This window comes from Pseudomonas sp. OG7 (assembly GCF_014192825.1).
Taxonomy (GTDB): domain Bacteria; phylum Pseudomonadota; class Gammaproteobacteria; order Pseudomonadales; family Pseudomonadaceae; genus Aquipseudomonas; species Aquipseudomonas monteilii.
In genome coordinates this window covers 746261-773094 of the sequence record NZ_JACHYK010000001.1, presented here as the reverse complement: position 1 = coordinate 773094, position 26834 = coordinate 746261, and the positions used below count along the sequence as shown (strand labels likewise).

Below are 26834 nucleotides of genomic sequence, written 5' to 3'. Positions count from 1 at the left end.
ATTCAGTCGATTCCGCCCGTGAGGGTCGTCTGCTCAGCGTAGTCGAGGTGCTTGACCAGCTGTCCGCGCAGCCTTGTCCTGACCTCGTCGAGTTCGATCGGACCTGCCAGGTCGCGCAGCTGGGTCATCGCCAGCCCCGCATAGCCGCAGGGGTTGATTCGGCGGAATGGCGCAAGGTCCATGTCCACGTTCAGGGCAAGGCCGTGGAACGAACGGCCGTTGCGAATTCGCAGGCCGAGGGAGGCGATTTTCGCTCCATCGACATAGACGCCCGGGGCGTCGGGCTTGGCAGAAGCCTGCACGTCGTAACTGGCGAGCAGGTCGACCAGCGTCTGCTCGATACGGCTGACCAGCTCGCGCACGCCAAAGCCCAGCCGGCGCACATCCAGCAGTAGGTAGGCCACCAACTGCCCGGGGCCATGGTAGGTCACCTGGCCGCCGCGGTCGGTCTGCACCACCGGGATGTCGCCCGGCACCAGCAGGTGCTCGGCCTTGCCAGCCTGGCCCTGGGTGAAGACCGCGGGATGCTCGACCAGCCAGATTTCATCCTGGCTGTCCGGGGTGCGCTGCTCGGTGAAGCGACGCATGGCCTCCAGCACCGGTTCGTAGGGCTGCAGGCCGAGCTCGCGAAAACCGAGGCAGGCGGACATCAAAGCACCATTTTCACGATGCCGGTAGCGCGCAGGGCGCTGTTGATATCGTGCAGCTGGTTCTCGCTTTCGGCAACGATGTGCAATTGCACGGTGGTGTACTTGCCTTCCTTGCTCTGGCGCTCGGCCAGGGTGGAGAGGTCGACTTTGGCGTGCTTGCTGAGGATTTCGATCACGGTGTCCTTGAAGCCGACAACGGTATCGCCGATTACCTTGATCGGATAATCGTCGCAAGGGAATTCGATTTTATGCGACTTGACGTCTGGTTCGCTCATGGCGGAAACGGCCTCGTAAGCCGTGGCAACAACAATGCCCCCGCGAGATACGCGGGGGCATGCAGGTCACGTATCAGTTGAACAACCCGTAGAAGAATAGACGGATGCTATCCCACATACGGCGGAAGAAACCACCTTCCTCGACGCCATCGAGGGCGATCAGGTCGGCACTGTGAACCACTTTCTCGTCCAGTTTGACTTCCACTTTGCCGATCACGTCACCTTTGGCGATGGGTGCGGTGAGCTGCGGGTTCATGGTCATCGAAGCCTGCAGGCGCTTCAATTGGCCTTTAGGCATAGTCATGGTCAGGTCGTCGGCCAGGCCAGCCTTGATCTGGCCGGTGGCGCCCTTCCAGACAGGAGCCTGGGTCAGCTCGGTGCCCTTCTGGTAGAAGGTCTGGGTTTCGAAGAAGCGGAAGCCATAGGTCAGCAGCTTCTGGGTTTCGGCAGCACGCGATTGCTCGCTGTTGGTACCGAACACCACGGCGATCAGGCGCTGGCCGTCGCGAACGGCCGAAGCCACCATGCAGTAGCCAGCTTCGTCGGTGTGGCCGGTTTTCAGGCCATCGACGGTCTTGTCACGCCACAACAGCAGGTTGCGGTTCGGCTGCTTGATGTTGTTCCAGAAGAATTCCTTCTGCGAATAGATGGCGTAGTGGGCCGGGTCGACGGTGATGATCGCACGGGCCAGGGTGGCCATGTCGTGCGCAGACGAATAGTGGTCCGGGTGCGGCAGGCCGGTCGGGTTCATGAAGTGGCTGTTGGTCATGCCCAGGTCGGCAGCCGTCTTGTTCATCATGTCGGCGAAGGCATCTTCGCTGCCGGCGATGTGCTCGGCCAGGGCGACCGAAGCGTCGTTGCCGGACTGGATGATGATGCCGTGCAGCAGGTCGCTGACGGTCACCTGGCTGCCCACCTTGATGAACATGCGCGAACCGCCAGTACGCCAGGCGTTTTCGCTGACGGTGACCGGGTCGTTTTCACCGATCTGGCCACGGCGGATGTCCAGGGTGGCGATGTAGGCGGTCATCAGCTTGGTCAGGCTGGCCGGCGGCAGGCGCTCGTCACCGTTGTTCTCGACCAGCACGTTGCCGCTGGACGCGTCCATGAGTACGTAGGACTTGGCTGCCAATTGAGGTGGTGCCGGCGTCATCTGCTCAGCCGCGAAGGCGGCAGGCGTGATCATCAGCAGTACAGGCAGGCAAAGTCGTTTGGCAAGGTTGGTGATGTTCATCCGTCTCTCGAAAATCGCTAATGGTCTGAGATGTTCCCTGGGCAAGATCGTGTGCCCAGCGCCAGTCAGTCTAGTTTTTTGGCCGTCGGCCTGGCCCACGAACGTGCGGCTTTATGTCGCTGCGGGCAAAAGCCGTCATTGTACATGGGCGCGCCCGGCAATTCATGACAAAACCGACAGTTTGGTTGCGGCCACGCTGATGGCCGCCCCATATAAACGGTCAGTCTGCTGTGACCAGCTTGGCCTGCCCCAAGTTCGCCAGGCGGATGCTGTCTTGTGCCTGCTGGATCTCGCCCTGGCTGCCAATCGGCCCCAGGCGTACGCGGTGCAGGGTCTGCTGGTTACGCACGATCGAGCTGATGAACACCGGCGCATTGACCATGGTGCTGAGCTTGGAGCGCAGCAGCTCGGCTGCGTCCGGGTTGGCAAAGGCGCCTACCTGCAGGAAGCTGCCGCCGTTGCCCGCCGGCACGTTGTTGCCCCCCACCTGCACCGGCACCACCGGCGCTGCGTGCTGCTGCGGCGGCGGGGTCCATTGCTCGACACGCCCGGTGTTGGCCGGGATCGCCTGGGTCTGGGCTACCTGCGGTTCTTTGAGCACCATCGGCGGCGTCTGGCCACGCTGGGCCCACCACTGCTGCGGGTCGATACCCTCGACGCGCACATGCGCGGTGCCGATCTCGGCGTAACCCAGCTTTTTCGCAGCCGCATAGGACAGGTCGATAATACGGTCGGAATAGAACGGGCCACGGTCGTTCACACGCAGGATTACGCTGCGACCGTTGGCCAGGTTGGTCACCCGCACATAGGCCGGCAGCGGCAGCGTCTTGTGCGCTGCGCTCATGCCGTACAGGTCATACAGCTCGCCGTTGGCGGTGTTCTGCCCATGGAACTTGGTGCCATACCACGACGCGGTGCCCTCGGCGCGGTAGTTGCGCGAGTCCTGCATCGGGTAATAGGTCTTGCCCAGCACCGTGTACGGGTTGGCCTTGTAGTTGCCCGTATGCACGGTCGGCGTGGCATCGGGGATCTTGTTCACATCCACGTCCCACCACGGCGCGCCGTCCTTGTGTGCCCGGTTGATGTCCAGGCCTGGCTGACTGCGCACGACGTTGCCACTGCTTTGCTGGGCCGGGCGGTTGGAGGAGCAACTGGCCAGCACCACGCCAACGGCGAGGCAGGTGAGCAGCTTGAAAGAATTGGCAGAGATGATTGCGCGCATTACTTGACGCCCCGTACTTGAACCAGCTGTTCCGCAAGCTGATGCACCGCCATGGCATACATCACGCTGCGGTTGTAACGCGTGATCGCGTAGAAGTTCTTCAGGCCCACCCAGTACTCGGGGCCATTGTCACCCTCAAGGCGGAAAGCGGTAACCGGCAGATCATCGCGCAGCGAATCATGAACCGACCAGCCGAGCGTGCGCAACTCCCCGACGGTTTTCACAGGCTCGATGCCTGTGGTCAGGCCTTCGTCGGCGCGCGCGCCATCCACCCAGGCGCGGCTGACCACGCCCCCACCGGCCACCCAGCCATGGCGCTTGAAGTAGCTGGCGACGCTGCCAATGGCATCGTCCGGGTTGTTCCAGATGTTGATGTGGCCATCGCCGTCGAAGTCCACCGCAAAGTTGCGGAAGCTGCTCGGCATGAACTGCGGCAGGCCCATGGCGCCGGCGTAGGAGCCTTTGAGCGTGAGCGGGTCGAGCTGTTCATCGCGGGCCAGCAACAGGAATTCGCGCAGTTCCTTGCGGAAGAATTCAGCCCGAGGCGGGTAGTCGAAGCCCAGGGTCGACAGGGCATCGATCACCCGGTAGTTGCCGGTGTTGCGGCCGAAGAACGTTTCCACACCGATGATGGCGACGATGTACTGTGCCGGCACGCCGTATTCCTGCTCGGCACGGGCCAATACCGCCTCGTGCTGGCGCCAGAAGTCCACACCACGGGCGATGCGCGCGTCGGTGAGGAACATAGGCCGGTAGTCCTTCCACGGCTTGACCCGTTCGGCCGGGCGCGAGATAGCGTCGAGGATCGACTGCTTTCGCTGCACGTCAGCGAACACGCCCATCAGCTGCTCAGGGGCAAAGCCATAGTCGCGGCTCATTTCGCCGACAAACTGGGCCACCTGCGGCGAGCCTTGGTAATCACCGGCGTGGGCCAGCTGTACAGCGCCGAACAGGCCCACCGCGCCGATCCACGGCGCACAACGGGCAGCCCAGTTACGCACTGCTTGCATGAAATTCTTCACCTTATTCAAACCTGTGCGATCCATTTGCGGTGCGTGTGGATCGACATCAGAACGCCAAACGCTGACAGCAGCGTCACCAACGATGTTCCGCCATAGCTGATAAACGGCAGCGGCACGCCCACCACGGGGAGAAGGCCGCTGACCATTCCGATATTGACGAACACGTATACAAAAAAGGTCATGGTCAGGCTGCCCGCGAGCAGCTTGCCGAACAGGGTCTGCGCCTGGGCTGTGATCATCAGGCCACGGCCGATCAGCAACAGATAGACAATCAGCAACAGGCAGATGCCGACCAGGCCGAATTCCTCGCCCAGTACGGCGATGATGAAGTCGGTGTGGCTTTCGGGCAAAAAGTCCAGGTGCGATTGGGTACCGAGCAGCCAGCCCTTGCCGAACACTCCGCCCGAACCGATTGCGGCCTTGGACTGGATGATGTTCCAGCCCGTGCCCAACGGGTCGCTCTCCGGGTCGAGGAAGGTCAGTACCCGCTGCTTCTGGTAGTCGTGCATCACGAAGAACCACATCGCCACCGCCACCGGCACTGCCGCTGCCAGCACGCTGAGGATCCAGCGCCAGCGCAGGCCGCCCATGAACAGCACGAAGGCACCGGAGGCAAGGATGAGCAGCGCGGTGCCCAGGTCGGGCTGGCGTACGATCAATATGAACGGCACGCCAATCAGCACAAGGCTGATGGCCACGTGCTTCAAATGCGGTGGCAAGGTGCGTTTGGACAGGTACCAGGCGATGGTCGCCGGCATGATGATTTTCATGAATTCCGAGGGCTGGAAGCGGATCACCCCGGGGATATTGATCCAGCGCGTGGCCCCCATGGCGTTGTGGCCCATCACGTCCACCACCACCAGCAACAGCACACCGGTCAGGTAGGCCAGCGGCACCCAACGGGCCATGAAGCGTGGCTCGAGCTGGGCGATGACGAACATCGACACCAGGCCGATGCCGAACGAGGTGGCCTGCTTGAGCAGCAAGTCCCAGTTCTTGCCACTGGCCGAATACAGTACGAACAGGCTGCCGGCCGCAAGGGTGAGCAGAATGACCAGCAAGGGGCCGTCGACATGAATGCGCTGCAGAAAGCTGGCGCGCCGACGCATCACATCCTCGCTGGAGAGCATGCGATCGAAATTGTTCATCACAGGGCCGATTCCTGGGTCACGGTGGCAGGCGCGAACTCGGGCTTGAGCCGGCCGTTTTCGTCGAGCAGCCAGGCGTCCATGATCTGGCGTACCACGGGGGCAGCAACACCAGAGCCGGACTCACCGTTCTCGACCATCACCGAGACCACGATCTTCGGGTCATCGGCCGGGGCAAAGGCGACGAACAGGGCGTGGTCGCGGTGGCGCTCCTGAAGTTTGTTGCGGTCGTACTTCTCACCCTGCTTGATCGCCACCACCTGGGCGGTACCGCTCTTGCCGGCAATGCGGTACTGGGCGCCAGCAGCCGCCTTGCGTGCGGTACCACGGGCGTTGTGCATCACCTGCTCCATGCCGTGGGTGACCTTGGCCCAGTCGGACTTGTCACGCAGCACGATGTTGTCCATGGGGTTTTCGTCCACCGGCGCCTGGCCTTCGATGGTCTTGGCCAGGTGCGGGCGGTTCCACACGCCCTTGTTGGCGATCAATGCGGTGGCCTGGGCCAGTTGCAGTGGCGTGGCCTGCATGTAGCCTTGGCCGATGCCGAGAATCAGGGTTTCACCCGGGAACCAGGCCTGGCGGCGCGTGGCACGCTTCCATTCACGCGATGGCATCAACCCGGCGGACTCCTCGAACATGTCGAGGGAAACCCGCTGGCCGATGCCGAACTTGTTCATGTAGCTGGACAACCGATCGATGCCCATCTTGTGCGCAAGGTCATAGAAGTAGGTGTCGTTGGAACGCATGATCGCGGTGTCCAGATCGACCCAGCCATCGCCGGAGCGGTTCCAGTTACGGTATTTGTGGTCATAGTTGGGCAACTGGTAGTAGCCCGGGTCGAACACCCGGCTGCTGGCGTTGACCACGCCACTGTCCAGGCCGGCAATCGCCACGGCCGGCTTGATGGTCGAACCCGGCGGGTACAGGCCACGCAGCACGCGGTTGAACAGCGGCCGGTCTATCGAGTCGCGCAGTTCGGCATAGGCCTTGAAGCTGATGCCCGTCACGAACAGGTTGGGGTCGAAACTTGGCTGACTGACCATCGCCAGCACCTCGCCAGTACGCGGGTCGAGCGCCACCACTGCGCCACGTCGGCCGCCCAGCGCGGCTTCGGCGGCTTCCTGCAGCTTGATGTCCAGGCTCAGCACGATGTCCTTGCCAGGTTTCGGGTCGGTGCGCTTGAGCACTCGCAGCACACGGCCACGGGCGTTGGTCTCGACTTCCTCGTAGCCGACCTGGCCGTGCAAGGCGTCTTCGTAAAAGCGCTCGATGCCGGTCTTGCCGATATGGTGGGTGCCGCTGTAGTTCACCGGGTCGAGGGTTTTCAGCTCTTTCTCGTTGATGCGCCCCACATAACCCACCGAATGGGCGAAATGCGCCCCCTGCGGATAATGCCGCACCAGCTGCGCAACCACTTCCACACCTGGCAGGCGGAACTGGTTTACTGCCACCCGGGCGATCTGCTCTTCATTCAGCTCGAACAGGATCGGCACGGGCTCGAAAGGCCTACGGCCCTGACGCATGCGCTTCTCGAACAGCGCCCGGTCGTCGGCAGTCAGCTCCAGCACTTCGACGATAGTATCCAGCACTTCTTGCCAGTTACCTGCACGTTCGCGGGTCATCGACAGGCTGAAGCTGGGCCGGTTGTCGGCAACGATCACCCCGTTGCGGTCGAAAATCAGCCCGCGAGTCGGCGGAATCGGCTGCACATGCACCCGGTTGTTCTCCGACAGCGTCGAGTGGTAGTCGTACTGGATGATCTGCAGGTAATACAGCCGCGCGATCAGCACACAAATAAGCAGCATGATCGCCACCGCGCCAACCACGACGCGGTTGCGCACCAGGCGGGCGTCTTTCTCGTGGTCCTTGAGACGGATCGGCTGCGACATCGGACTGCTTACAGACTCATTTGTGGTAAGGGTGCCCGGACAACACGGTCCAGGCGCGGTAGATCTGCTCGCCGATGAGTATCCTTACCAACGGGTGCGGCAGGGTCAGCGGCGACAGCGACCAACGTTGCTCGGCGCGCGCACAGACCTCAGGCGCAAGGCCTTCCGGGCCCCCCACCATCAAATTCACCGTGCGCGCATCCAGGCGCCAGCGGTCCAGCTCGGTCGCCAGCTGCTCGGTACTCCAGGGCTTGCCATGGACCTCGAGGGTGACAATGCGTTCCCCAGGCTGCACCTTGCTCAGCATGGCTTCGCCCTCCTGACGGATCAGGCGGGCGACGTCGGCATTCTTGCCACGGGTGTTCAGCGGGATTTCCACCAGCTCCAGCGACAGCTCGGCAGGCAGGCGCTTGGCATATTCATGCCAGCCTTCCTCGACCCACTTCGGCATGCGCGAGCCGACCGCGATCAGGCGCAAACGCACAGCGCTGCCCTTATTCGCGGTCTTTGAGCTTGTCGGAGTACTCGTGAGCGTGGTCCGGGCTGTGGTGCTTGCCATCGGCAGCACGGCTTTGCTCGGCACCCTGCCACAGGCGCTCCAGGTCGTAGAACTGGCGGGCAGCGGCAGTCATCATGTGCACGATGACGTCGTTCAGGTCCAGCAGCACCCAGTCGCTGTCGCCCTTGCCTTCTTCACCCAGTGGTTGGGCGCCCTTGGCCTTCACGGCTTCGCGGACCTTTTCCAGCATCGCGTTGATCTGGCGGTTGGAGGTACCGGTGGCAATGATCATGTAGTCGGTCAGGCTGTGCTTTTCGCGCACGTCGATGACCTGGATGTCCTGGGCCTTGACGTCTTCCAGCGCTGCCTTGGTCAGGGCGACCAGTTCTTCGCCGTAAATTTTCTGCTTGGTCATATAAAACTCGTTCAACTCGTTGGATGAGGCGCCAGAGGCACCGTCAGTTGGGCGCACGATACAGTTCGTGCGCCTCGATGTAGGCCAGTACGGCGTCCGGCACCAGGAACCTCACCGATTTGCCGCTGGCCAGCAGCTGTCGGATCTGTGTAGCCGACACCGCAAGCGGCGTCTGCCAGACGAACGAAATATTTCCCGCCGGGCCGGACATGGCGGCAGGATCGCTCTCCGAGCGCGCAGCCAGCAGGTTGCGCAGCTCGTCAGGGGGTTCTACGTCGGCATCCGGGCGTTGCAGCACCAGGATGTGACAGTGTTGCAGCAATTCTTCCCAGCGATGCCAGGTAGGGAGGCCACAGAAGGCATCCCAGCCCAGCACCAGGAACAGCTGGTCGTTGTCGGCCAGTTCGGCGCGGATCGACTCCAGCGTTTCGATGGTGTACGACGGTTTGTCACGTTCCAGCTCGCGGGCATCGACGCTCAGGCAGGCAACGCCTTGCACCGCTTCACGAACCATCGCCAGGCGATCCTCGGCGGCCACCTGCGGGGTGTCGCGGTGCGGCGGCCGGGCGTTGGGCAGCAGGCGCAACTCATCCAGCCCCATGAACTCGGCCACTTCCAGCGCGCTGCGCAGGTGGCCGATGTGCACGGGGTCGAAGGTGCCGCCTAGAATGCCGATGCGCCGGACTGCCTGGGCCTTGCTCAACTCAGCACGACCCCTGGCCGCGCAACTGGCCATCGCCGATGACCACGTACTTCTCGCAGGTCAGGCCTTCCAGGCCGACCGGGCCACGGGCATGCAGCTTGTCGGTGGAAATGCCGATTTCCGCACCCAGGCCGTACTCGAAGCCGTCAGCAAAGCACGTCGGGGTGTTGAGCATGACCGACGCCGAGTCGACTTCAGCCATGAACTGGCGAGCTTCGCCCTGGTGTTCGCTGATGATCGAGTCGGTGTGGTGCGAGCCATAGTGGTTGATGTGCTCGATGGCCTGGTCCAGGCCGTCCACGATGCGGATCGACAGGATCGCGTCCAGGTACTCGGTGTGCCAGTCGTCTTCGCTGGCAGGCTTGGCCTCGATCAGCGCACGGGTACGCTCGCAGCCACGCAGCTCCACGCCCTTCTCCTGGAAGCGGCGGGCCATTTCCGGCAGGAAGCGCTCGGCCACCTGCTGGTCGACCAGCAAGGTTTCCATGGCGCCACAGATGCCATAGCGGTAGGTCTTGGCGTTGAAGGCCACGTTCCAGGCCTTGTCCAGGTCGGCATGCTGGCTGACGTAGACGTGGCAGATACCGTCCAGGTGCTTGATGACCGGCACCCGGGCATCGCGGCTGATGCGTTCGATCAAGCCACGGCCGCCGCGCGGCACGATGACGTCGACGAACTGCGGCATGCTGATCAGCGCGCCCACGGCTTCGCGGTCAGTGGTCTCGACCACCTGAACCACGGCTGCCGGCAGGCCGGCTTCAGCAAGGCCACGCTGAATGCAGGTGGCGATGGCGCGATTGGAATGGATGGCTTCGGAGCCGCCGCGCAGGATGGTCGCGTTACCCGACTTCAGGCACAGGCTGGCGGCATCGATGGTCACGTTCGGGCGCGATTCGTAGATGATCCCGATCACCCCCAGCGGTGTGCGCATCTTGCCGACCTGAATGCCCGATGGGCGGTAGCTCATGTCGCGAATCGCACCGACCGGGTCCGGCAGGCTGGCCACCTGGCGCAGGCCAGTGATCATGCTGTCGATGCGTGCCGGGGTCAGCGCCAGGCGGTCGAGCAGCGCCGGCTCCAGGCCATTGGCGCGGCCGGCGGCCAGGTCCAGCTCGTTGGCGGCCGTCAGCTCGGCACGGGCAGCATCCAGCGCATCGGCGGAGGCTTGCAGGGCGCGGTTCTTCTGCGCGGTGCTGGCACGGCCGATCACCCGGGAAGCCTCACGGGCAGCGCGACCCAGGCGGGTCATATAGTCAAGAACGGACTCAGTCATGGGTTCGGTGTCTTGGCGAAGGGGAAATCGGCTGATTATAACTGCCGCGCAGGTGTACGCCCAGCGGCGGGTGGCGGATGGTAGAAAATGGTAGTTCGTCTCACGATTATCTGCGCCTGTGAAATCGAGCGCCGCGCGGGCGGCGCTCGATTTCAACGACAACGAATACACCACGGCGAGCACACCGAAGCCCCACCAATGAAACATACAGATACCATTCAATCGCGCCCCTGGTTCAGCCTCGATTAAGCCATTCATTGCTATCATCCCGCCTCCCCAGCCACGAACCGCCCGCATGCCAGCCCTGCCCGACAGCTTTTTCGACCGCGATGCCCAGACCCTGGCCAAAGCCCTGCTAGGCAAGGTTATCCGCCATCGCCACGGCGACCTGTGGCTTGCCGCGCGCATCATCGAGACCGAGGCCTACTACCTCACCGACAAAGGCAGCCACGCCTCGCTCGGCTACACCGAAAAGCGCAAGGCGCTATTCCTGGATGGTGGTCACATCTACATGTACTACGCCCGCGGCGGAGACTCGCTGAACTTCAGCGCCCACGGGCCGGGCAACGCGGTGCTGATCAAGTCCGCCTATCCTTGGCAGGATGCCCTTTCAGGCCCCAACAGCCTGGCGCAAATGCAACTGAACAACCCCGATGCCAGTGGCAAGCTGCGCCCGGATGAGCGCCTGTGCGCGGGCCAGACCCTGCTATGCCGGGCCCTGGGCCTGAAAGTGCCGCACTGGGATGCCCAGCGCTTCGACGCCGAGCGGCTGTATGTGGACGATTGCGGCAACGCCGTACCACGGGTCATCCAGACCGCGCGCCTGGGCATCCCGCACGGGCGCGACGAACACCTGCCCTACCGTTTCGTCGACGCCGACTATGCCCGCTTCTGCACGCGGAACCCGTTACGTCGCGGCCAAGTCGAAGGCCGTGACTTCTTCATTCTCGAACAAGGAAGCTGAACATGGGCCAATGGCTCGACAGCCTGACCGGCTGGCTCAGCGCCAACCCGCAGTGGCTTGGCCTGGCGATTTTCCTGGTGGCCTGCATCGAATGCCTGGCCATCGCCGGCATCATCGTGCCGGGCACCGTGCTGCTGTTCGCCGTTGCGGTACTGGCCGGCAGTGGCACCTTCAGCCTGGGTGAAACCTTGCTGCTGGGCTTCCTTGGCGGCCTTTTGGGTGATGTGCTGTCGTACACGGTGGGCAAGTACTTTCACCAGAACATCCGCCGTCTGCCCTTACTACGGCACCACCCGGAATGGATTGGCAGCGCCGAGACCTACTTCCAGCGTTATGGCATTGCCAGCCTGCTGGTAGGCCGCTTCATCGGCCCTCTGCGGCCGATGCTGCCGATGGTGGCCGGCATGTTCGACATGCCTCTGCCGCGCTTCATTGCCGTCAGCCTGGTGGCCGGCGCTGGCTGGTCGGTCGCCTACCTGCTGCCCGGCTGGGCCACTGGCGCAGCCATGCGCCTGCCGCTGCCGGAAGGCTTCTGGCTGGATGCGGGCATCATCGCCGGCACCCTGGCCGTACTGATTGGCCTTAGCCTCAACAGCAGCCTGCGTGACCAGCGCCACGGCACCCGGCTGGTTGCCGGCCTCAGTTTCATCGCCCTGGCCGGGATATTTATCGGTTGGCCTTACCTGCATGAGTTCGATCAGGGCGTGATGACACTGGTGCAGGAGCACCGCAGCCAGGCCATCGATGGCAGCGTGGTGCTGGTGACCCGGCTGGGCGATTTTCGTACCCAGCTGTTCCTCGGCGGGCTGCTGACAGGCCTGTTGCTGCTTGCCCGGCAGTGGCGACACGCCATGTTCGCTGCCGGCGCCCTGATGAGCACGGCGATTGCCAACGGCACACTCAAATGGCTGTTCGCCCGGGCACGGCCGGAAGTGCTGACCGACCCGCTGACCAGCTACAGCATGCCCAGCGGGCACAGTTCGGCGTCGTTTGCGTTCTTTCTGGTGATGGCCGTGCTGGCGGGGCGTGGGCAGCCGCCGCGGATGCGCCTGACTTGGGTGATGCTGGGTTGCATTCCGGCCCTGGCGATTGCCCTGTCGCGGGTTTACCTGGGGGCTCACTGGCCGACAGACATTCTGGCCGGAGCACTGCTGGCGTGTTGCGTGTGTGCGCTTAGCCTGACCCTGGTGCAACGGCGCCAGACACTGCCAGCCTTGCCGCAGCGGGCGTGGTGGCTGGTGTTGCCGGCCTGCGTGGCGCTGCTGGCGTTCTTTGCCATGCATGCGCTGCCGCAGGCTTTGCTTCGATACCAATATTGATGTAGCCAGTACCCTCAGGCAAACAGTTCGCCCTGAATCCGCTCCAGCAGCTTCTGGATCTCCCCCAGCCGCTGCTGCGGTGAATCCAGGGTCAACAAGTCCAGCTTGTCCTCTTCCATGAATGGCAGCAGGTACGCCAGCTGATTGGACAGCGCCTGACGCCCGTCCACTGGCCTCGGCATGTCCAGCGCTTCGACCATCGGGTGCTCACCCAACGCCACCAGCAACGCCAGCAGATCGTCGTCCGCCTCCAGCAACGGGCTGTCTGCCTGCTCCGGCAACCACTGCACCTGCCCCACCAGCAACTGGTCCTTCTGCACTTCGGTGCTGTCGAGGTTAAAGCGCCGAACGCCTTCAACCCGGATACCCAGCAACCCGTTGTCCTGCTGCACGAAGTCGCGGATGACCGCCTCACAGCCAATCGAGGCGACCATCGGCGGCGCTTTGCCAACCTGCTCGCCCTCAAGGATGCACACCACACCAAAACCTTCGCCCTGCTTCATGCAGCGGCTTATCATGTCCAGGTAGCGCGCCTCGAAAATCTGCAAGTCGAGAAAGCAGCCAGGAAACAGCACGGTATTGAGCGGAAACAGCGGTAGCGTCATGACAAGTCCTCAAGCCACCAGGCTGACCGCCAGCGGCAGGAACACCGCCGTGGCCACGCCCATCAGGCTCATCGCCAGCGCGGCAAAGGCGCCGCATTCATCACTTTCCTGCAGGGCCACCGAAGTGCCCACCGCGTGCGCGGTCACCCCCAGCGACATCCCTCGCGCCTCAGGGCTGTGTACCCCGAAGCGATTCAGCAGTGCCGGGCCGAAGATGGCCCCGATCACCCCGGTAATCAATACGAACACCGCAGCCAAGGCCGCCACGCCACCAATCTGTTCGGCCACCAGCATGGCGATCGGCGAGGTCACGGACTTCGGCGCCATGGTCATCAGGATCATGTGTTCGGCACCAAACCACCAGCCCAGCAACAGGCAGAACAGGGTGGCGAACAGGCCCCCGACTACCAGCGTAGTAAATGTGGGCCAGAACAGCTGGCGGATACGCCGCAGGTTGAGATAGAGCGGCACAGCCAGGGCGACAGTGGCAGGCCCCAGCAGGATGTTCATGATTTCGGTGCTTTTGCGGTACTCGCTGTAGTCGATACCGCACAGCAGCAATACACCGATTACCAGCAACATCGACACCAGCACCGGCTGCAGAAAGATCAAGCGGGTCTTTTCGTAGGCCGCCAGCACAACCTGGTAGGCCCCGAGCGTAATGCCGATACCGAACAACGGGTGATGGACGACTGCGTCAAGCGCGCCTTGCCAGTCGAGCATCATGGCTGCTCCTCACGCTTGCCCTGGCGCTGGATGAGCTTTTGCATCAGCACCCCGACAAACACCAGCGTCACCAGACAGGAAATCAGCAAGGCACCGACAATGGCCCAGAAATCAGCGGCAATGTCCTTGGCATACACCATCACCCCTACCGCCGGCGGCACCAGCAACAGCGGCAGGTAGCGCAACAGGCTACTGGCGGCCTCGTTCAACGGCTTGCCCACTTCACCGCGAGCCATGAGAAAGAACAACAGCAGCAACAGGCCAATAATCGGCCCCGGCAAAACCGGCACCAACAGGTGATTGATCGCCGTCCCCAGCAGCTGGAACAGCACCAGCCAGGTCAAACCACGCAACAGCATAAGCATCTCCCTCGGGCATGGAGGCCATTATAAGCACGCCCGGCTATAGACCGATATTCGCCGAAAAGCGGGCAACTTGACTGAAACGGTTAGCCGTGCTGATCTTGCACTTTCGTACCAACTGACAACCCGGAGAGTCCGCGATGCCCTATGTACCGGTTACAGAGCTTTCGCAGTACGTTGGTAAGGAACTGGGCCGCTCTGCCTGGCTCAAGATCGACCAGCAGCGCATCAACCTGTTCGCCGAGGCAACCGGCGATTTTCAGTTCATTCATGTCGACCCTGAGAAGGCGGCAAAAACACCGTTTGGCGGCACGATTGCCCACGGTTTCCTGACGTTGTCGCTGATTCCCAAGCTGATCGAGGACATCCTGGTCCTGCCGCAAGGGCTTAAGATGGTGGTGAACTATGGGCTGGACAGTGTGCGGTTCATTCAGCCGGTCAAGGTCGACAGCCAGGTGCGGTTGAAAGTGGAGCTGGCCGAGGTGACAGAGAAAAAGCCGGGGCAGTGGTTGCTGAAGGCGATTGCCACCTTGGAAATTGAGGGTGAGGAGAAGCCTGCTTATATAGCTGAGTCGCTTTCCCTGTGTTTTGTCTGACGCATTCCGGGGGCGCCGCGTGCGCCCCGATCCACAAATCCCCCGCACTCGCGTAAACTGCCAGCCTTCGCGCAGCCTAGGGCTGCCCCTGTCGATTTACCAAAGGTGCCCGCCATGCCCTGGCTGCAAGTACGCCTGGCCATCAGCCCGGAACAAGCCGAAACCTACGAAGACGCCCTGCTTGAAGTAGGCGCCGTCTCGGTCACGTTCATGGACGCCGAAGATCAACCGATCTTCGAGCCAGACCTCAACACCACCCCGCTGTGGTCGCACACCCACCTGCTGGCCCTGTTCGAGGCCGATGCAGAGCCTGAGCAGGTGTTTTCCCACCTGCGCCTGCTGACCGGCGCCGAGCTGCCCGAGCACCAGGCCGAAGTGATCGAGGACCAGGACTGGGAACGCAGCTGGATGGACAACTTCCAGCCGATGCGTTTCGGCCAACGTCTGTGGATCGTGCCGAGCTGGCACGATGCCCCGGAAAAGGACGCCGTCAACCTGCTGCTCGACCCGGGCCTGGCCTTCGGCACTGGCACCCACCCCACCACGGCCCTGTGCCTGGAGTGGCTGGATGCCCAGCAAATGGAAGGCACCCAGGTGCTGGACTTCGGCTGTGGCTCGGGCATCCTGGCCATTGCCGCGCTGCTGCTGGGCGCCCGTGAAGCTGTCGGCACCGACATCGACGTGCAGGCCATCGAGGCTTCGCGCGACAATGCCCAGCGCAACGGCATTGCCGATGAAAAGCTGGCGCTGTACCTGCCCGAGCACATGCCGGCCATGCAGGCCGACGTGCTGGTCGCCAATATTCTGGCCGGCCCGCTGGTATCGCTGGCGCCGCAGTTGTCCGGCCTGGTCCGCCCAGGTGGCCTGCTGGCCCTGTCGGGCATCCTCGCCGAGCAGGGCGAAGAAGTGGCTGCCGCCTACGCCGCCGACTTCGAGCTGGACCCGATCGTCGTGCGCGACGGCTGGGTGCGCATCAGTGGTCGCCGCCGTTAAGCGGGCCTAGAATAGTCTTCTGCACAGCTCCCGGATTGCCGCATGACCGACAGTTTCGTCACCCAGTGCCCGCATTGCCAGACCAGCTTTCGCGTCACCCACCACCAGTTGAACGTGGCTCGCGGTGTGGTGCGCTGCGGTCACTGCTTGCAGGTGTTCAATGCCGCCAAGCAGTTGCTGGAGCAGAACCGCGCCAATGCTCCGGTGGTGCCTGCGCCAGTACCCGCTGTGCCGGCCGAACCGCTGATCGAACAGGCGGTCACCCCTGAGCCCACCATCGAAGTACGCAACGATAGCGCTGACGATGCCTGGGCGCTTACCGCCCAGGCCCTGGATGAGCTTGACCTCGACAAGGAACTGGAGCGCCTGGAACGTCGTGGCCAACCGGCACCCACACGCCCGGCCAACCTGGAGGGTGGGCTGCAGGCACGGCGCGACGAGCTGCACCCGGACGAGCACGCAGACGACCTGTTTGGCACGGCCACCGACGAGCCCTTCGAACCCCAACAGCCGACAGAAGCCGCCCCGGTGCTGCCGGAGCCAGAGCCCCTGGCGCTGGACCTGGAACCGGCACCCGGCGAGCGCACCGAGCCGACCCTGGGCAGCAACCTCGACCTGGATATCGATGACGAGCCGCCCGTACACCGCGCGCCCGAAATCGATAAGCAGCCTGCCTTCAGCGAGCCACTGCGCGCCAGCGATGACGAAATACCGGAAAAAGGCCTGAGCGCCCGCGACGATGAGCCGCTGGCGCTGCATCTGTCGGCCCGCGACGATGAACCTGACGAGCCACTACCCGGCGACCGCCTTGAACCAGGCCTTGCCAGTAAACCCGAGCGCCCGGCACGCAAGGAACCGCTGGTCGACGTGGTCGACGACCCGCTGCAGCTGGGCTGGGAAAAACCCGCCCCCAACTGGGGCAAGCGTTTGCTGTGGGGTTTTCTGACCTTGCTGGCTGCTGGCCTGCTGGCCTTCCAGTACGTGTGGTTCCACTTCGACGAAATGGCCCGCCAGGACCAATACCGGCCAATTTTCCAGCAGATCTGCCCGATGGTCGGTTGCCAGGTGCCCACCCGCGTCGATATTGCACGCATCAAGAGCAGCAACCTGGTGGTGCGCAGCCACCCCGACTTCAAGGGTGCACTGATCGTCGATGCGATCATCTACAACCGCGCCCCCTTCTCCCAGCCGTTCCCGCTGCTGGAACTGCGCTTTGCCGACCTCAATGGCCAGCTGATCGCCAGCCGTCGCTTCAAGCCCAGCGAGTACCTTTCAGGCGAATTGGCAGGGCGTGGCGACATGCCCAGCCAGACGCCGATCCATATTGCCCTGGACATCCTCGACCCGGGGCCGAAGGCCGTCAACTACAGCCTGAGCTTCCGTTCCCCGGAATAGGCAGTGCACCAGCGGGGCTGCCAGGCGGCCCCGCTGTCCATATGTCGCACCAAAAGTCATAAGCCGACAACTGTTCAGATTTTATCCAGATCCATCTTTATCCGGTCACCGAGAGCGGGTATCATGCCAACCCTTTTTCGAACTCCAAGATTCGGCCCCACAACAGGGATCACCTATGTCGGCGGTACGCATCGGCCAATACACACTGCGTAACAACCTGATCCTCGCGCCCATGGCCGGGGTCACGGACCAGCCTTTCCGTACACTTTGCCAGCGCCTGGGCGCGGGCATGGTGGTGTCGGAAATGGTCAGCAGCGACATGAGCCTGTGGAACAGCCGCAAGTCGAGCCTGCGCCGCATCCATGAAGGTGATCCCGAGCCACGCTCGGTGCAGATCGCCGGCGGTGATGCGCAGATGATGGCAGCGGCGGCGAAGGCCAACGTCGAAGCGGGCGCCCAGATCATCGATATCAACATGGGCTGCCCGGCAAAAAAAGTCTGCAACAAAGCTGCAGGCTCTGCTTTATTGAGAGATGAAGCCTTGGTCCACGAAATCCTCCACGCCGTTGTAGGCGCCGTGGATGTTCCGGTGACCCTGAAGATCCGCACCGGTTGGGACCGGGCGAACAAGAACGGCCTGAACGTGGCGAAGATCGCCGAACAGGCCGGCATCCAGGCGCTGGCGGTGCATGGCCGTACACGCGCCGACCTGTACACCGGCGAGGCCGAATACGACACCATCGCTGCCATCAAACAGGCGGTGTCGATCCCGGTTTTTGCCAACGGCGATATCACTTCGCCAGAAAAGGCCCGGGCGGTGCTGGATGCCACCGGGGTCGATGGCCTGTTGATCGGCCGCGCCGCCCAAGGGCGGCCGTGGATCTTTCGCGAGATCGAGCATTACCTGCGCACTGGCGAACACCTGCCAGCGCCGCAGCTGGACGAAGTGGAACGCATCCTGCTGGAGCACCTGGCCGCGCTGCATGCCTTCTATGGCGATGTGATGGGCGTACGTATCGCCCGCAAGCACGTTGGCTGGTACCTGGCAACACGACCCGGCGGCAAGGAGTTTCGCTCCCGGTTCAACGCTTTGGAAGACACACAAGCGCAGTGCGCCAACGTTCGCGCGTTTTTCGGTGAACGTCGACAGAGCCTTGAGACAGAGGACGGACAAGGGGTGGCCGCATGACGATGATGACCGAGACATTTGTGAGTGGAACAACGCCCGTGAGCGACAACGCCAACCTGAAACAGCACCTCAACACGCCGAGCGAAGAGGGCCAGACCCTTCGCGACAGCGTCGAGAAGGCGCTGCACAACTACTTCGCCCACCTGGAAGGCGCGACCGTGACGGACGTGTACAACCTGGTGCTCTCCGAAGTCGAGGCGCCCCTGCTCGAATGCGTGATGAACTACGTGAAGGGCAACCAGACCAAGGCCAGCGAGATGCTCGGGCTGAACCGAGGCACCCTGCGCAAGAAGCTCAAGCAGTACGACTTGCTGTAAGCCAGAATCCCAACCAGAAAAGGCGGCTCCCTGAACAGAGGCGCCTTTTTTGCTGACTCCACCGCGTTATTGGAACCCGAAATGACCGACCAGACTACCCGCCTGCCAGTCCGCCGCGCCCTGATCAGCGTCTCCGACAAGACCGGTATCCTCGAATTCGCCCGTGAGCTGCAACAGCTCGGTGTCGAGATCCTGTCCACCGGCGGCACCTACAAGCTGCTCAAGGACAACGGCGTGAACGCGGTGGAAGTGGCCGACTACACCGGCTTCGCCGAAATGATGGATGGCCGGGTCAAGACCCTGCACCCGAAGATCCACGGCGGCATCCTCGGCCGTCGCGGCACCGACGACGCCATCATGAACGAGCACGGCATCAAGCCGATCGACCTGGTCGCGGTCAACCTGTACCCGTTCGAAGCCACCATTTCCAAGCCGGGCTGTGACCTGCCGACCGCTATCGAGAACATCGACATCGGCGGCCCGACCATGGTCCGTTCGGCTGCCAAAAACCACAAAGACGTGGCCATCGTGGTCAACGCCAGCGACTACGCCGGCATCGTCGAAGGCCTTAAAGCCGGTGGCCTGACCTACGCCCAGCGCTTCGACCTGATGCTCAAGGCGTTCGAGCACACTGCCGCCTACGATGGCATGATCGCCAACTACATGGGCACCATCGACCAGGCCAAGGACACCCTTTCGACTGCCGATCGCAGCGAATTCCCGCGCACCTTCAACAGCCAGTTCGTCAAGGCCCAGGAAATGCGTTATGGCGAGAACCCGCACCAGAGCGCGGCGTTCTACGTAGAAGCCAAGAAAGGCGAAGCCAGCATTTCCACCGCCATCCAGCTGCAAGGCAAGGAACTGTCGTTCAACAACGTGGCCGACACCGACGCCGCGCTGGAGTGCGTGAAGAGCTTCGTCAAGCCGGCCTGCGTCATCGTCAAGCACGCCAACCCGTGCGGCGTGGCCGTTGTGCCTGAAGACGAAGGCGGTATCCGCAAGGCCTACGACCTGGCCTATGCCACTGACACCGAGTCGGCATTCGGCGGCATCATTGCCTTCAACCGCGAGCTGGACGGCGAAACCGCCAAGGCCATCGTCGACCGCCAGTTCGTCGAAGTGATCATCGCGCCGAAAATTTCCCAGGCTGCCCGTGAAGTGGTTGCCGCCAAGCAGAACGTACGCCTGCTTGAGTGCGGCGAATGGCCTGCCGAGCGCGCCGCCGGTTGGGACTTCAAGCGCGTCAACGGTGGCCTGCTGGTGCAGAGCCGCGATATCGGCATGATCACCGCTGATGACCTGAAAATCGTCACCAAGCGCGCCCCGACCGAACAGGAAATCCATGACCTGGTGTTCGCCTGGAAAGTGGCCAAGTTCGTCAAGTCCAACGCCATTGTCTACGCCAAGCAGCGCCAGACCATCGGCGTAGGCGCTGGCCAGATGAGCCGCGTCAACTCCGCGCGCATTGCTGCAATCAAGGCCGAGCATGCTGGCCTGCAGGTGCAGGGTGCGGTCATGGCCTCGGACGCGTTCTTCCCGTTCCGTGATGGCATCGACAATGCGGCTAAAGTGGGTATCAGCGCCGTGATCCAGCCAGGTGGTTCGATGCGTGATGCTGAAGTCATTGCTGCTGCCGATGAAGCCGGCATTGCAATGGTGTTCACCGGTATGCGCCACTTCCGCCACTGATTTACGACAATCGGCCGCACTGAAGCAGGCATCTGCTGCGTTGGGGCCGGTTCCGCTGATGCTCATTGCCAAAAGGCAACTCCGCTCATCGGAATCGGCCCCGCCTTGCATCTACCTGCTCCAGTGCGACCTCGTACAGCGTGAAGCTTTGCCTTACGCCCGAAAGAATTCGAGGTTTTGACATGAAAGTTTTGATCATCGGCAGCGGCGGCCGTGAGCACGCCCTGGCCTGGAAAGTCGCCCAGGACCCACGCGTCGAGAAAGTCTTCGTTGCCCCGGGCAACGCCGGCACTGCCATTGAAGCCAAGTGCGAAAACGTCGCCATCGACGTCTGCGCGCTGGAGCAACTGGCCGACTTCGCCGAGAAGAACGTCGACCTGACCATCGTCGGCCCGGAAGCACCGCTGGTCATCGGCGTGGTGGACCTGTTCCGCAGCCGTGGCCTGGACTGCTTCGGCCCAACCAAGGGCGCGGCCCAGCTGGAAGGCTCCAAGGCCTTCACCAAGGACTTCCTGGCACGCCACAAGATCCCGACCGCCGACTACCAGAACTTCACCGAAATCGAGCCTGCACTTGCCTACCTGCAAGAGAAAGGCGCACCGATCGTGATCAAGGCCGACGGCCTGGCTGCGGGCAAAGGCGTGATCGTCGCCATGACCCTCGAAGAAGCCGAAGCCGCCGTGCGTGACATGCTGGCCGGTAACGCCTTTGGTGAAGCCGGTTCGCGTGTGGTAATCGAAGAGTTCCTCGACGGCGAGGAAGCCAGCTTTATCGTCATGGTCGACGGCCACAACGTGCTGCCCATGGCCACCAGCCAGGACCACAAGCGCGTCGGCGACCAGGACACCGGCCCGAACACCGGCGGCATGGGTGCCTACTCCCCTGCCCCGGTGGTGACCGCCGACGTGCACCAGCGCGTGATGGACCAAGTCATCTGGCCGACCGTGCGCGGCATGGCCGAGGAAGGCAACGTCTACACCGGCTTCCTCTACGCAGGCCTGATGATCGACAAGGCGGGCAACCCCAAAGTCATCGAGTTCAACTGCCGCTTCGGCGACCCAGAGACCCAGCCGGTCATGCTGCGCCTGGAGTCGAGCCTGGTGCTGCTGATCGAAGCCGCTTTCGCCAAGGCGCTGGACAAAGTCGAAGCTCAGTGGGACCCGCGTCCAAGCCTGGGCGTGGTGCTGGCAGCTGGCGGTTACCCTGGCGACTACGCCAAGGGCGAGGCGATCAGTGGCCTGGACGCTGCGGCCAAGATCGAAGGCAAGGTGTTCCATGCCGGTACTTCGCTCAAGGATGGCCAAGTGGTCACCAACGGCGGCCGCGTTTTGTGTGCCACCGCCATGGGCAGCACCGTTGCTGACGCGCAGCAGCAAGCTTACCGTCTGGCCAAGGAAGTGAGCTGGAACGGCAGCTTCTACCGTACCGACATCGGTTATCGGGCCATCGCCCGCGAGCGCGGTGAGCACCAGCAGTAAGTACTACCGGAGCGCCGTAGCGCTTTCAGCGCACGGCATCCGGCTCGTCGACAAGGCCCGCCACGGGCCTTGCCTTCGACTTGGCGCGCCGCGCATAGTGAGTACCCGGCACATCGACCAAGAAGGGATTTCGTAGTGCGTCGGCTTCGGATTGCCTCAGCTCTGATCGTCAGCTTGCTGACCTTGCTCTGCATGTTCCCGGCAGCTGCCGAACATGACGGAGGCTGGACCGTTCTGCTCGACGAACAGGCCAACCTGCAACTGAGCGATGTGCGCTCCGAGCGCTACCGCAACCAGTTCAGCCCTCTGATTCTCGCCGAGCTGGATGCAGCGCCTGCGGAACAGGCCTTGTGGCTGCACTATCGCCTGCAACCCGGCGACCAGGAACAACTGCTGCGGGTATTTGCCCCGGACCTTTCTGGCCTGGACCTCTACGCCCTCGAGGGCAACCAGCTTCTGCGTCAGCTGCACCACGGGCGCCTGGCCGGCAACGCCAGCCCCACCCTGCGTGGCAGCGACCATGTATTACCCCTGCCCAACAGCAAACAACCGCTGGACATCTACCTGCGCCTGGTCTCAGAACACCAGCTACGCCCGGCCATCAGCCTGGAACCGGCAGCCGTAGCGGCCTCAGACCAAAGCCAGCCCCTGCTGTTCGGCATGCTGTTCGGCGGCCTGGTGATGCTGATCATGCACAACCTGATCCGCTTCCTCTACAGCCGTTCCACCACCACCCTGATCCTGGCGCTGTACCACGGCCTGATGCTGCTCAGCGGCCTGATCCTGCTGAACCTCAGCGGTCCTTGGTGGCATGTGTGGCACAACGCGCAAACACCCGCCGCCTACCTGACACTGGTGCTGGCAGGCCTGGCCGGGCTGTATTTCACCCAACATTTCTTCACGCCGTGCAATTCGCCACGGCTTAACCGCCTGCTGCAAGGTGAAATGCTGGTGGTCGGGGTCAGCGGCCTGGTGCTGCTGTTCGTCGACACCCTGCCCCTCAACCTGATGACCTACGCCCTGCTGGCCTTGGGCAGCGTGAGCATGCTGCTGGTCAGCAGCTACCACTGGTACCGTGGCTATGCACCGGGGCGCCTGTTCAGCCTGGCCATGGTGGTGTTCAACCTGGGTGGCCTGGTGCTGCTGCCGGCCCTGTTGGGCCTGACCCGCACCTCGACGCCCTGGTTGCTGTGCATCCTGTTGGGTCTGACCGTGGTCAGCGGGCTGCTGCTGAACCTGGCCGTCAGCGAACGCCTGCGGCGCATGAGCGAGGAGCGCTTCAGCGCCAGCCGTGCGCTGGCCGCCAGCGATGCCGAAATCAATGCCAAGGCCGAGTTCCTGGCCAAGATCAGCCACGAAATCCGCACCCCTATGAATGGTGTACTGGGCATGACCGAACTGTTGCTGGGCACACCGCTGTCGGTCAAGCAACGCGACTACGTGCAGACCATCCACAGTGCCGGTAACGAGCTGCTCACGCTGATCAACGAAATTCTCGACATTTCCAAGCTGGAGTCCCGGCAGATCGAGCTGGATGATGTGCAGTTCGACCTTAACGCGCTGATCGAGGACTGCCTGAACATCTTCCGCGCCAAGGCCGAGCAACAGAACATCGAGCTGATCAGCTTCACCCAGCCACAGGTGCCGCGCGTGATCAGTGGCGACCCGACGCGCCTGCGCCAGGCCTTGTCGAGCCTGTTGGAGAATGCGCTGAAAAACACCGACCAGGGCGAGATCCTGCTGGTGGTGGCGCTGGACCAGCGCGGCGAGGTACCACGCTTGCGCATTGCCGTGCAGGACAGCGGCGAGCCGTTGCCCGCCGCCGACCGCGAAGCCTTGTTGCAGGCCGAGTTGCACAGCCACCACTTCCTGTCCAGCAATAAGCTGGGCGGCCACCTTGGCCTGGTCATTGCCAAGCAGCTGATCGGCCTGATGCAGGGCGAGTTCGGCATCAAGAGCAGCACGGGCATGGGCAACACCCTATGGCTGACCCTGCCGCTGGACCCTTCACGCCTGGAGCAACCACCGGCCGACCTCGAAGGCCCGCTGCGCGATGCCCGTGTGCTGGTGGTGGACGACAACGACACCTGCCGCAAGGTGTTGGTACAGCAGTGCAGCGCCTGGGGCATGAACGTCAGCGCGGTGCCATCGGGCAAAGAAGCCCTGGCGCTGCTGCGTACCAAGGCGCACCTGCGGGACTACTTCGACGCCGTGCTGCTGGACCAGAACATGCCCGGCATGACCGGTATGCAGCTGGCCGCCAAAATCAAGGAAGACCCGAGCCTGAACCACGACATCCTGGTGGTGATGCTCACCGGTATCAGCAATGCGCCGAGCAAGGTCATTGCGCGTAACGCCGGGGTCAAGCGGATACTGGCCAAGCCGGTGGCCGGCTACACGCTGAAAACCACCCTGGCCGAGGAACTGGCACAGCGCGGCCGCGAGCAGGCGGTGCCTGCCAGCCTGCCAGGCATCCCGCAGGCGCTGGACCTGCCTGGCAACTTCCGCGTGCTGGTCGCCGAGGACAACAGCATTTCGACCAAAGTGATCCGCGGCATGCTCGGCAAGCTCAACCTCGAGCCCGACACGGCCTGCAATGGCGAAGAAGCCCTGCAGGCGATGAAAGCGCAGCGCTATGACCTGGTGTTGATGGACTGCGAGATGCCGATACTGGACGGCTTCTCCGCTACCCAGCAACTGCGCGCCTGGGAAGCGGCCAACCAGCGCCAGCGCACGCCGGTGGTGGCGCTGACGGCGCACATTCTGGCCGAACACAAGGAGCGCGCACGGCTGGCGGGCATGGACGGGCACATGGCCAAGCCGGTGGAATTGTCACAGTTGCGCGAGCTGATCCAGTACTGGGCCAACCAGCGGGAAACCCTGGTAGATCCAGCGCATACTTCCTAGCTGACACAAGCATCAGTATTGCTGAGGACTACGCCCCATGCTCCATGAGTTGTTCAGCGTCTACCTGAAAATGCTCGTGCTCTACAGCCCGTTCTTCGTGCTGTCGTGCTTCATCAGCCTAACCCGCGGCCACTCCAGCAAGGAGCGCAAGCAACTGGCCTGGAAGGTGGCCTTCGCGGCGCTGGTCGCCAGCGTGCTGCTGTACCTGTTCGGTCGGGTGATTTTCGGTATTTTTGGCATCACCGCTGACGCCTTCCGCATCGGAGCCGGCAGCGTGCTGTTCATCTCGGCCCTGGGCATGGCCCAGGGCAAACCGGCCGTGCAGGCCGATTACGTGCAGCAAGATGTGACCATCGTGCCGCTGACCATTCCGCTGACCGTCGGCCCCGGCACCATTGGTGCCCTGCTGGTGATGGGCGTCGGCCAGCCGCACTGGGATGACAAGTTGCTCGCCATCATCAGCATTGCCCTGGCCAGTTTCACCGTGGGCCTGGTGCTGTACCTGTCACACGGTATCGAACGCATTCTTGGCGAGCAGGGCCTGCAGATCGTCAGCCGCTTGATGGGCCTGTTTGTCTGCGCATTGGCAGCGCAGATCATCTTTACCGGTATCAAGGGATACCTGATGCCCTAAACCTCCATTTCATGGATTTCCTTCAAGGCAATCTTCACCAGTGCCCGCTCGACACCGCTGCGACGTTCCTGATTGAACAGGCGTGTATTGAAACGCACCAGCTCTGCGGCCACCTGCATGTTGCGGCGCTCGCGAAACAGAAAGCCATTGGTGAATACCGCCGTGTTGCCAGCCTCGTGGTACACCACAATGTCCACGTAGTTGCCACTGACTGGCGCACAGGACAACAGTTGAAACTGCGCTCGGTCCCTGCTGCGAGACTCGAAATGCAGCAAGGGTTTGCCGTTTCTCTTTAGCGCCTCGAACGCCAGCGCCATGCTGCTGGAATGCTGAGCCCCTGCGACGGCGTCGATCTTGCTCAACGCCTGATCGACAATTCTGGGCCGCTGCGGGTCCGGCCAATGGACTTCTTCAGCAGACTTCGCGTCCCACCCCAGGTACATCAACTTCTTGCGGTAGTAATCGTATTGTTCCTGCTGCGTTGCTTTGGCCATGTCTTGCAACGTCACGGTCTCGGCCCATAACGAAGCAAGCTTCACGGCCTGACGCTGCTCAAGGCTGACGCCGGGAATGAACGAAACCAGGCTTGCGCCTACGACTACGGCTTCATGCTGTTGCATCGCCACCCTCCGGCTTCAACACCCCTAGATCAATGATTTTTCCAACATGCTGTGTTCGCTCAAGCAGATCGTGCAGGCCTTGGCGATGAGCGACAGTCAGGTATTCGCTCAATGTTCCGGCACTGGCCCGCAGGTCTATCCCCTCGGCCGGTATGGGCTGCAAACGGGTATCGGGACGAATCTGTGATGCAGGCAAGGCACTCTTGAACGCCAACCCACACATATCCAGAGACGCATCAGGCAGCATCACGCCCAGCTCGTAGGCGCAGTGTGTGGTCTTGTCCTGCTCCGCCAGCGTGAAGGGTTGCAGGTGCTTCTGCACCACCACCTGCGAGAGCAGGGTAATGGCAGCCCGCAAATGACCCGCCAGGCTGGGATGACGGGCCTGCAAATCGTCGCTGAGCCGCTGAACCGGCACCAGTGATTGCCCAGCCTGCGCCTGCTGGTGATCACTGCGGCTGCGCACGACCACCCAGCCTCGCTCCTCCAGTGCCGTGCGGTACCCGCTGTACCAGCGCCCGTAGTGGATAAACCGTGAGCCGTTCAATTTGTCCGAGCGCAGCTGGGCAAACAGAATCGAGTCCAGCGCATACTGCCTCAAGGGCTGCGCCGCGTCCGCGACCAGCAGCGCGGTGCCACCAACGAGCCACAAGGAGTAGCCTTCCTTACTCATTGCAATACCTCGAATTTCAAACGTGCAGAATGAAGAA

27 protein-coding genes are annotated in these 26834 nt (G+C 62.7%); 11 read left to right on the top strand and 16 right to left on the bottom strand.

All coding sequences use genetic code 11. The features are described 5' to 3' along the window. Positions 1-2 precede the first annotated feature (2 nt). From lipB to FHW75_RS03520, 11 genes are all read right to left on the bottom strand, one after another. Positions 3-650: a lipoyl(octanoyl) transferase LipB gene (lipB, locus tag FHW75_RS03570; protein WP_019098023.1), complete on the bottom strand. Its 648-nt coding sequence runs from the start codon at positions 648-650 to the stop codon at positions 3-5. Further along, positions 650-925 carry a DUF493 domain-containing protein gene (locus FHW75_RS03565; RefSeq protein WP_003249736.1) on the bottom strand — a complete coding sequence of 92 codons (276 nt, stop codon included), beginning with the start codon at positions 923-925 and terminating at the stop codon, positions 650-652. Before FHW75_RS03565 ends, lipB begins: the two co-directional genes overlap by 1 nt. A 73-nt stretch (positions 926-998) precedes the next feature. Beyond that, positions 999-2159, bottom strand: a complete 1161-nt coding sequence (locus FHW75_RS03560; RefSeq protein ID WP_016712184.1) for a D-alanyl-D-alanine carboxypeptidase family protein — start codon at positions 2157-2159, stop codon at positions 999-1001. 220 nt (positions 2160-2379) lie between these two features. Continuing rightward, complete coding sequence (locus tag FHW75_RS03555; RefSeq protein ID WP_016712185.1) at positions 2380-3381, bottom strand: septal ring lytic transglycosylase RlpA family protein; 1002 nt, start codon at positions 3379-3381, stop codon at positions 2380-2382. Beyond that, entirely contained in the window at positions 3381-4391 is a 1011-nt protein-coding gene (gene mltB / locus FHW75_RS03550) for a lytic murein transglycosylase B (RefSeq protein WP_025754323.1), read from the bottom strand. The genes FHW75_RS03555 and mltB overlap by 1 nt, the downstream gene beginning before the upstream one ends. A gap of 17 nt (positions 4392-4408) precedes the next feature. Then, entirely contained in the window at positions 4409-5512 is a 1104-nt protein-coding gene (rodA, locus tag FHW75_RS03545; protein ID WP_042131952.1) for a rod shape-determining protein RodA, read from the bottom strand. A 38-nt stretch (positions 5513-5550) separates the two neighbouring features. Then, positions 5551-7440 carry a penicillin-binding protein 2 gene (gene mrdA / locus FHW75_RS03540; protein ID WP_089229912.1) on the bottom strand — a complete coding sequence of 630 codons (1890 nt, stop codon included), beginning with the start codon at positions 7438-7440 and terminating at the stop codon, positions 5551-5553. A 16-nt stretch (positions 7441-7456) separates the two neighbouring features. Beyond that, complete coding sequence (gene rlmH, locus FHW75_RS03535; protein WP_003249722.1) at positions 7457-7924, bottom strand: 23S rRNA (pseudouridine(1915)-N(3))-methyltransferase RlmH; 468 nt, start codon at positions 7922-7924, stop codon at positions 7457-7459. Between the two features lie 10 nt (positions 7925-7934). Next, positions 7935-8354, bottom strand: a complete 420-nt coding sequence (rsfS, locus tag FHW75_RS03530) for a ribosome silencing factor (RefSeq protein ID WP_016712189.1) — start codon at positions 8352-8354, stop codon at positions 7935-7937. 43 nt (positions 8355-8397) lie between these two features. Beyond that, positions 8398-9090, bottom strand: coding sequence for a nicotinate-nucleotide adenylyltransferase (gene nadD, locus FHW75_RS03525; protein ID WP_019098025.1), 693 nt, complete (start codon positions 9088-9090; stop codon positions 8398-8400). Next, positions 9059-10330, bottom strand: a complete 1272-nt coding sequence (locus FHW75_RS03520; protein ID WP_025754326.1) for a glutamate-5-semialdehyde dehydrogenase — start codon at positions 10328-10330, stop codon at positions 9059-9061. The genes nadD and FHW75_RS03520 overlap by 32 nt, the downstream gene beginning before the upstream one ends. Before the next feature lie 295 nt (positions 10331-10625). Here FHW75_RS03520 and FHW75_RS03515 point away from each other — a divergent pair, with 295 nt between their 5' ends. Both FHW75_RS03515 and FHW75_RS03510 read left to right on the top strand, forming a co-directional pair. After that, positions 10626-11294 carry a DNA-3-methyladenine glycosylase gene (locus tag FHW75_RS03515; RefSeq protein WP_019099047.1) on the top strand — a complete coding sequence of 223 codons (669 nt, stop codon included), beginning with the start codon at positions 10626-10628 and terminating at the stop codon, positions 11292-11294. 2 nt (positions 11295-11296) lie between these two features. Beyond that, a complete protein-coding gene (locus tag FHW75_RS03510) occupies positions 11297-12613 on the top strand; it encodes a bifunctional DedA family/phosphatase PAP2 family protein (RefSeq protein WP_089229913.1) in 1317 nt (438 codons plus the stop codon). 14 nt (positions 12614-12627) lie between these two features. On the opposite strand, the gene FHW75_RS03505 is transcribed toward FHW75_RS03510, so the two are convergent. The 3 genes from FHW75_RS03505 to FHW75_RS03495 are packed head-to-tail and all read right to left on the bottom strand — an operon-like array spanning position 12628 to position 14303. Continuing rightward, positions 12628-13218, bottom strand: a complete 591-nt coding sequence (locus FHW75_RS03505; RefSeq protein ID WP_016712194.1) for an LON peptidase substrate-binding domain-containing protein — start codon at positions 13216-13218, stop codon at positions 12628-12630. 9 nt (positions 13219-13227) lie between these two features. Beyond that, the gene (locus FHW75_RS03500; RefSeq protein ID WP_025754329.1) at positions 13228-13944 is read right to left on the bottom strand and encodes an LrgB family protein; all 717 of its coding nucleotides are present in this window, start codon (positions 13942-13944) and stop codon (positions 13228-13230) included. After that, positions 13941-14303, bottom strand: a complete 363-nt coding sequence (locus FHW75_RS03495) for a CidA/LrgA family protein (protein WP_019099791.1) — start codon at positions 14301-14303, stop codon at positions 13941-13943. Before FHW75_RS03495 ends, FHW75_RS03500 begins: the two co-directional genes overlap by 4 nt. 143 nt (positions 14304-14446) lie before the next feature. On the opposite strand from FHW75_RS03495, the gene FHW75_RS03490 reads away from it, so the two are divergent. The 9 genes from FHW75_RS03490 (at position 14447) to FHW75_RS03450 (ending at position 25504) form a co-directional block, all read left to right on the top strand. Beyond that, on the top strand, positions 14447-14902 hold the full coding sequence (locus tag FHW75_RS03490; RefSeq protein WP_019099790.1) for a MaoC family dehydratase: 456 nt from the start codon (positions 14447-14449) through the stop codon (positions 14900-14902). 114 nt (positions 14903-15016) lie between these two features. After that, entirely contained in the window at positions 15017-15895 is an 879-nt protein-coding gene (gene prmA / locus FHW75_RS03485; protein WP_019099789.1) for a 50S ribosomal protein L11 methyltransferase, read from the top strand. Between the two features lie 42 nt (positions 15896-15937). Next, positions 15938-17290, top strand: coding sequence for a DUF3426 domain-containing protein (locus FHW75_RS03480; RefSeq protein WP_183673132.1), 1353 nt, complete (start codon positions 15938-15940; stop codon positions 17288-17290). 175 nt (positions 17291-17465) lie between these two features. Further along, a complete protein-coding gene (dusB, locus tag FHW75_RS03475; protein ID WP_019099787.1) occupies positions 17466-18479 on the top strand; it encodes a tRNA dihydrouridine synthase DusB in 1014 nt (337 codons plus the stop codon). Next, positions 18476-18796 (top strand): DNA-binding transcriptional regulator Fis, encoded by a 321-nt coding sequence (gene fis / locus FHW75_RS03470; protein WP_019099786.1) that lies wholly within the window; start codon positions 18476-18478, stop codon positions 18794-18796. Before dusB ends, fis begins: the two co-directional genes overlap by 4 nt. 81 nt (positions 18797-18877) lie before the next feature. Further along, positions 18878-20485 carry a bifunctional phosphoribosylaminoimidazolecarboxamide formyltransferase/IMP cyclohydrolase gene (gene purH, locus FHW75_RS03465; protein ID WP_019099785.1) on the top strand — a complete coding sequence of 536 codons (1608 nt, stop codon included), beginning with the start codon at positions 18878-18880 and terminating at the stop codon, positions 20483-20485. A 182-nt stretch (positions 20486-20667) separates the two neighbouring features. Continuing rightward, positions 20668-21963 (top strand): phosphoribosylamine--glycine ligase, encoded by a 1296-nt coding sequence (gene purD, locus FHW75_RS03460; protein ID WP_019099784.1) that lies wholly within the window; start codon positions 20668-20670, stop codon positions 21961-21963. A 135-nt stretch (positions 21964-22098) separates the two neighbouring features. Then, positions 22099-24870 (top strand): hybrid sensor histidine kinase/response regulator, encoded by a 2772-nt coding sequence (locus FHW75_RS03455; protein WP_019099783.1) that lies wholly within the window; start codon positions 22099-22101, stop codon positions 24868-24870. A 37-nt stretch (positions 24871-24907) separates the two neighbouring features. Next, positions 24908-25504, top strand: coding sequence for a MarC family protein (locus tag FHW75_RS03450; RefSeq protein ID WP_183673130.1), 597 nt, complete (start codon positions 24908-24910; stop codon positions 25502-25504). Here the strand turns inward: FHW75_RS03450 and FHW75_RS03445 are convergent. Continuing rightward, positions 25501-26124: a hypothetical protein gene (locus FHW75_RS03445; RefSeq protein WP_019099782.1), complete on the bottom strand. Its 624-nt coding sequence runs from the start codon at positions 26122-26124 to the stop codon at positions 25501-25503. The genes FHW75_RS03450 and FHW75_RS03445 overlap by 4 nt on opposite strands. After that, entirely contained in the window at positions 26111-26797 is a 687-nt protein-coding gene (locus FHW75_RS03440; protein WP_019099781.1) for a hypothetical protein, read from the bottom strand. The genes FHW75_RS03445 and FHW75_RS03440 overlap by 14 nt, the downstream gene beginning before the upstream one ends. Positions 26798-26834: the final 37 nt, after the last annotated feature.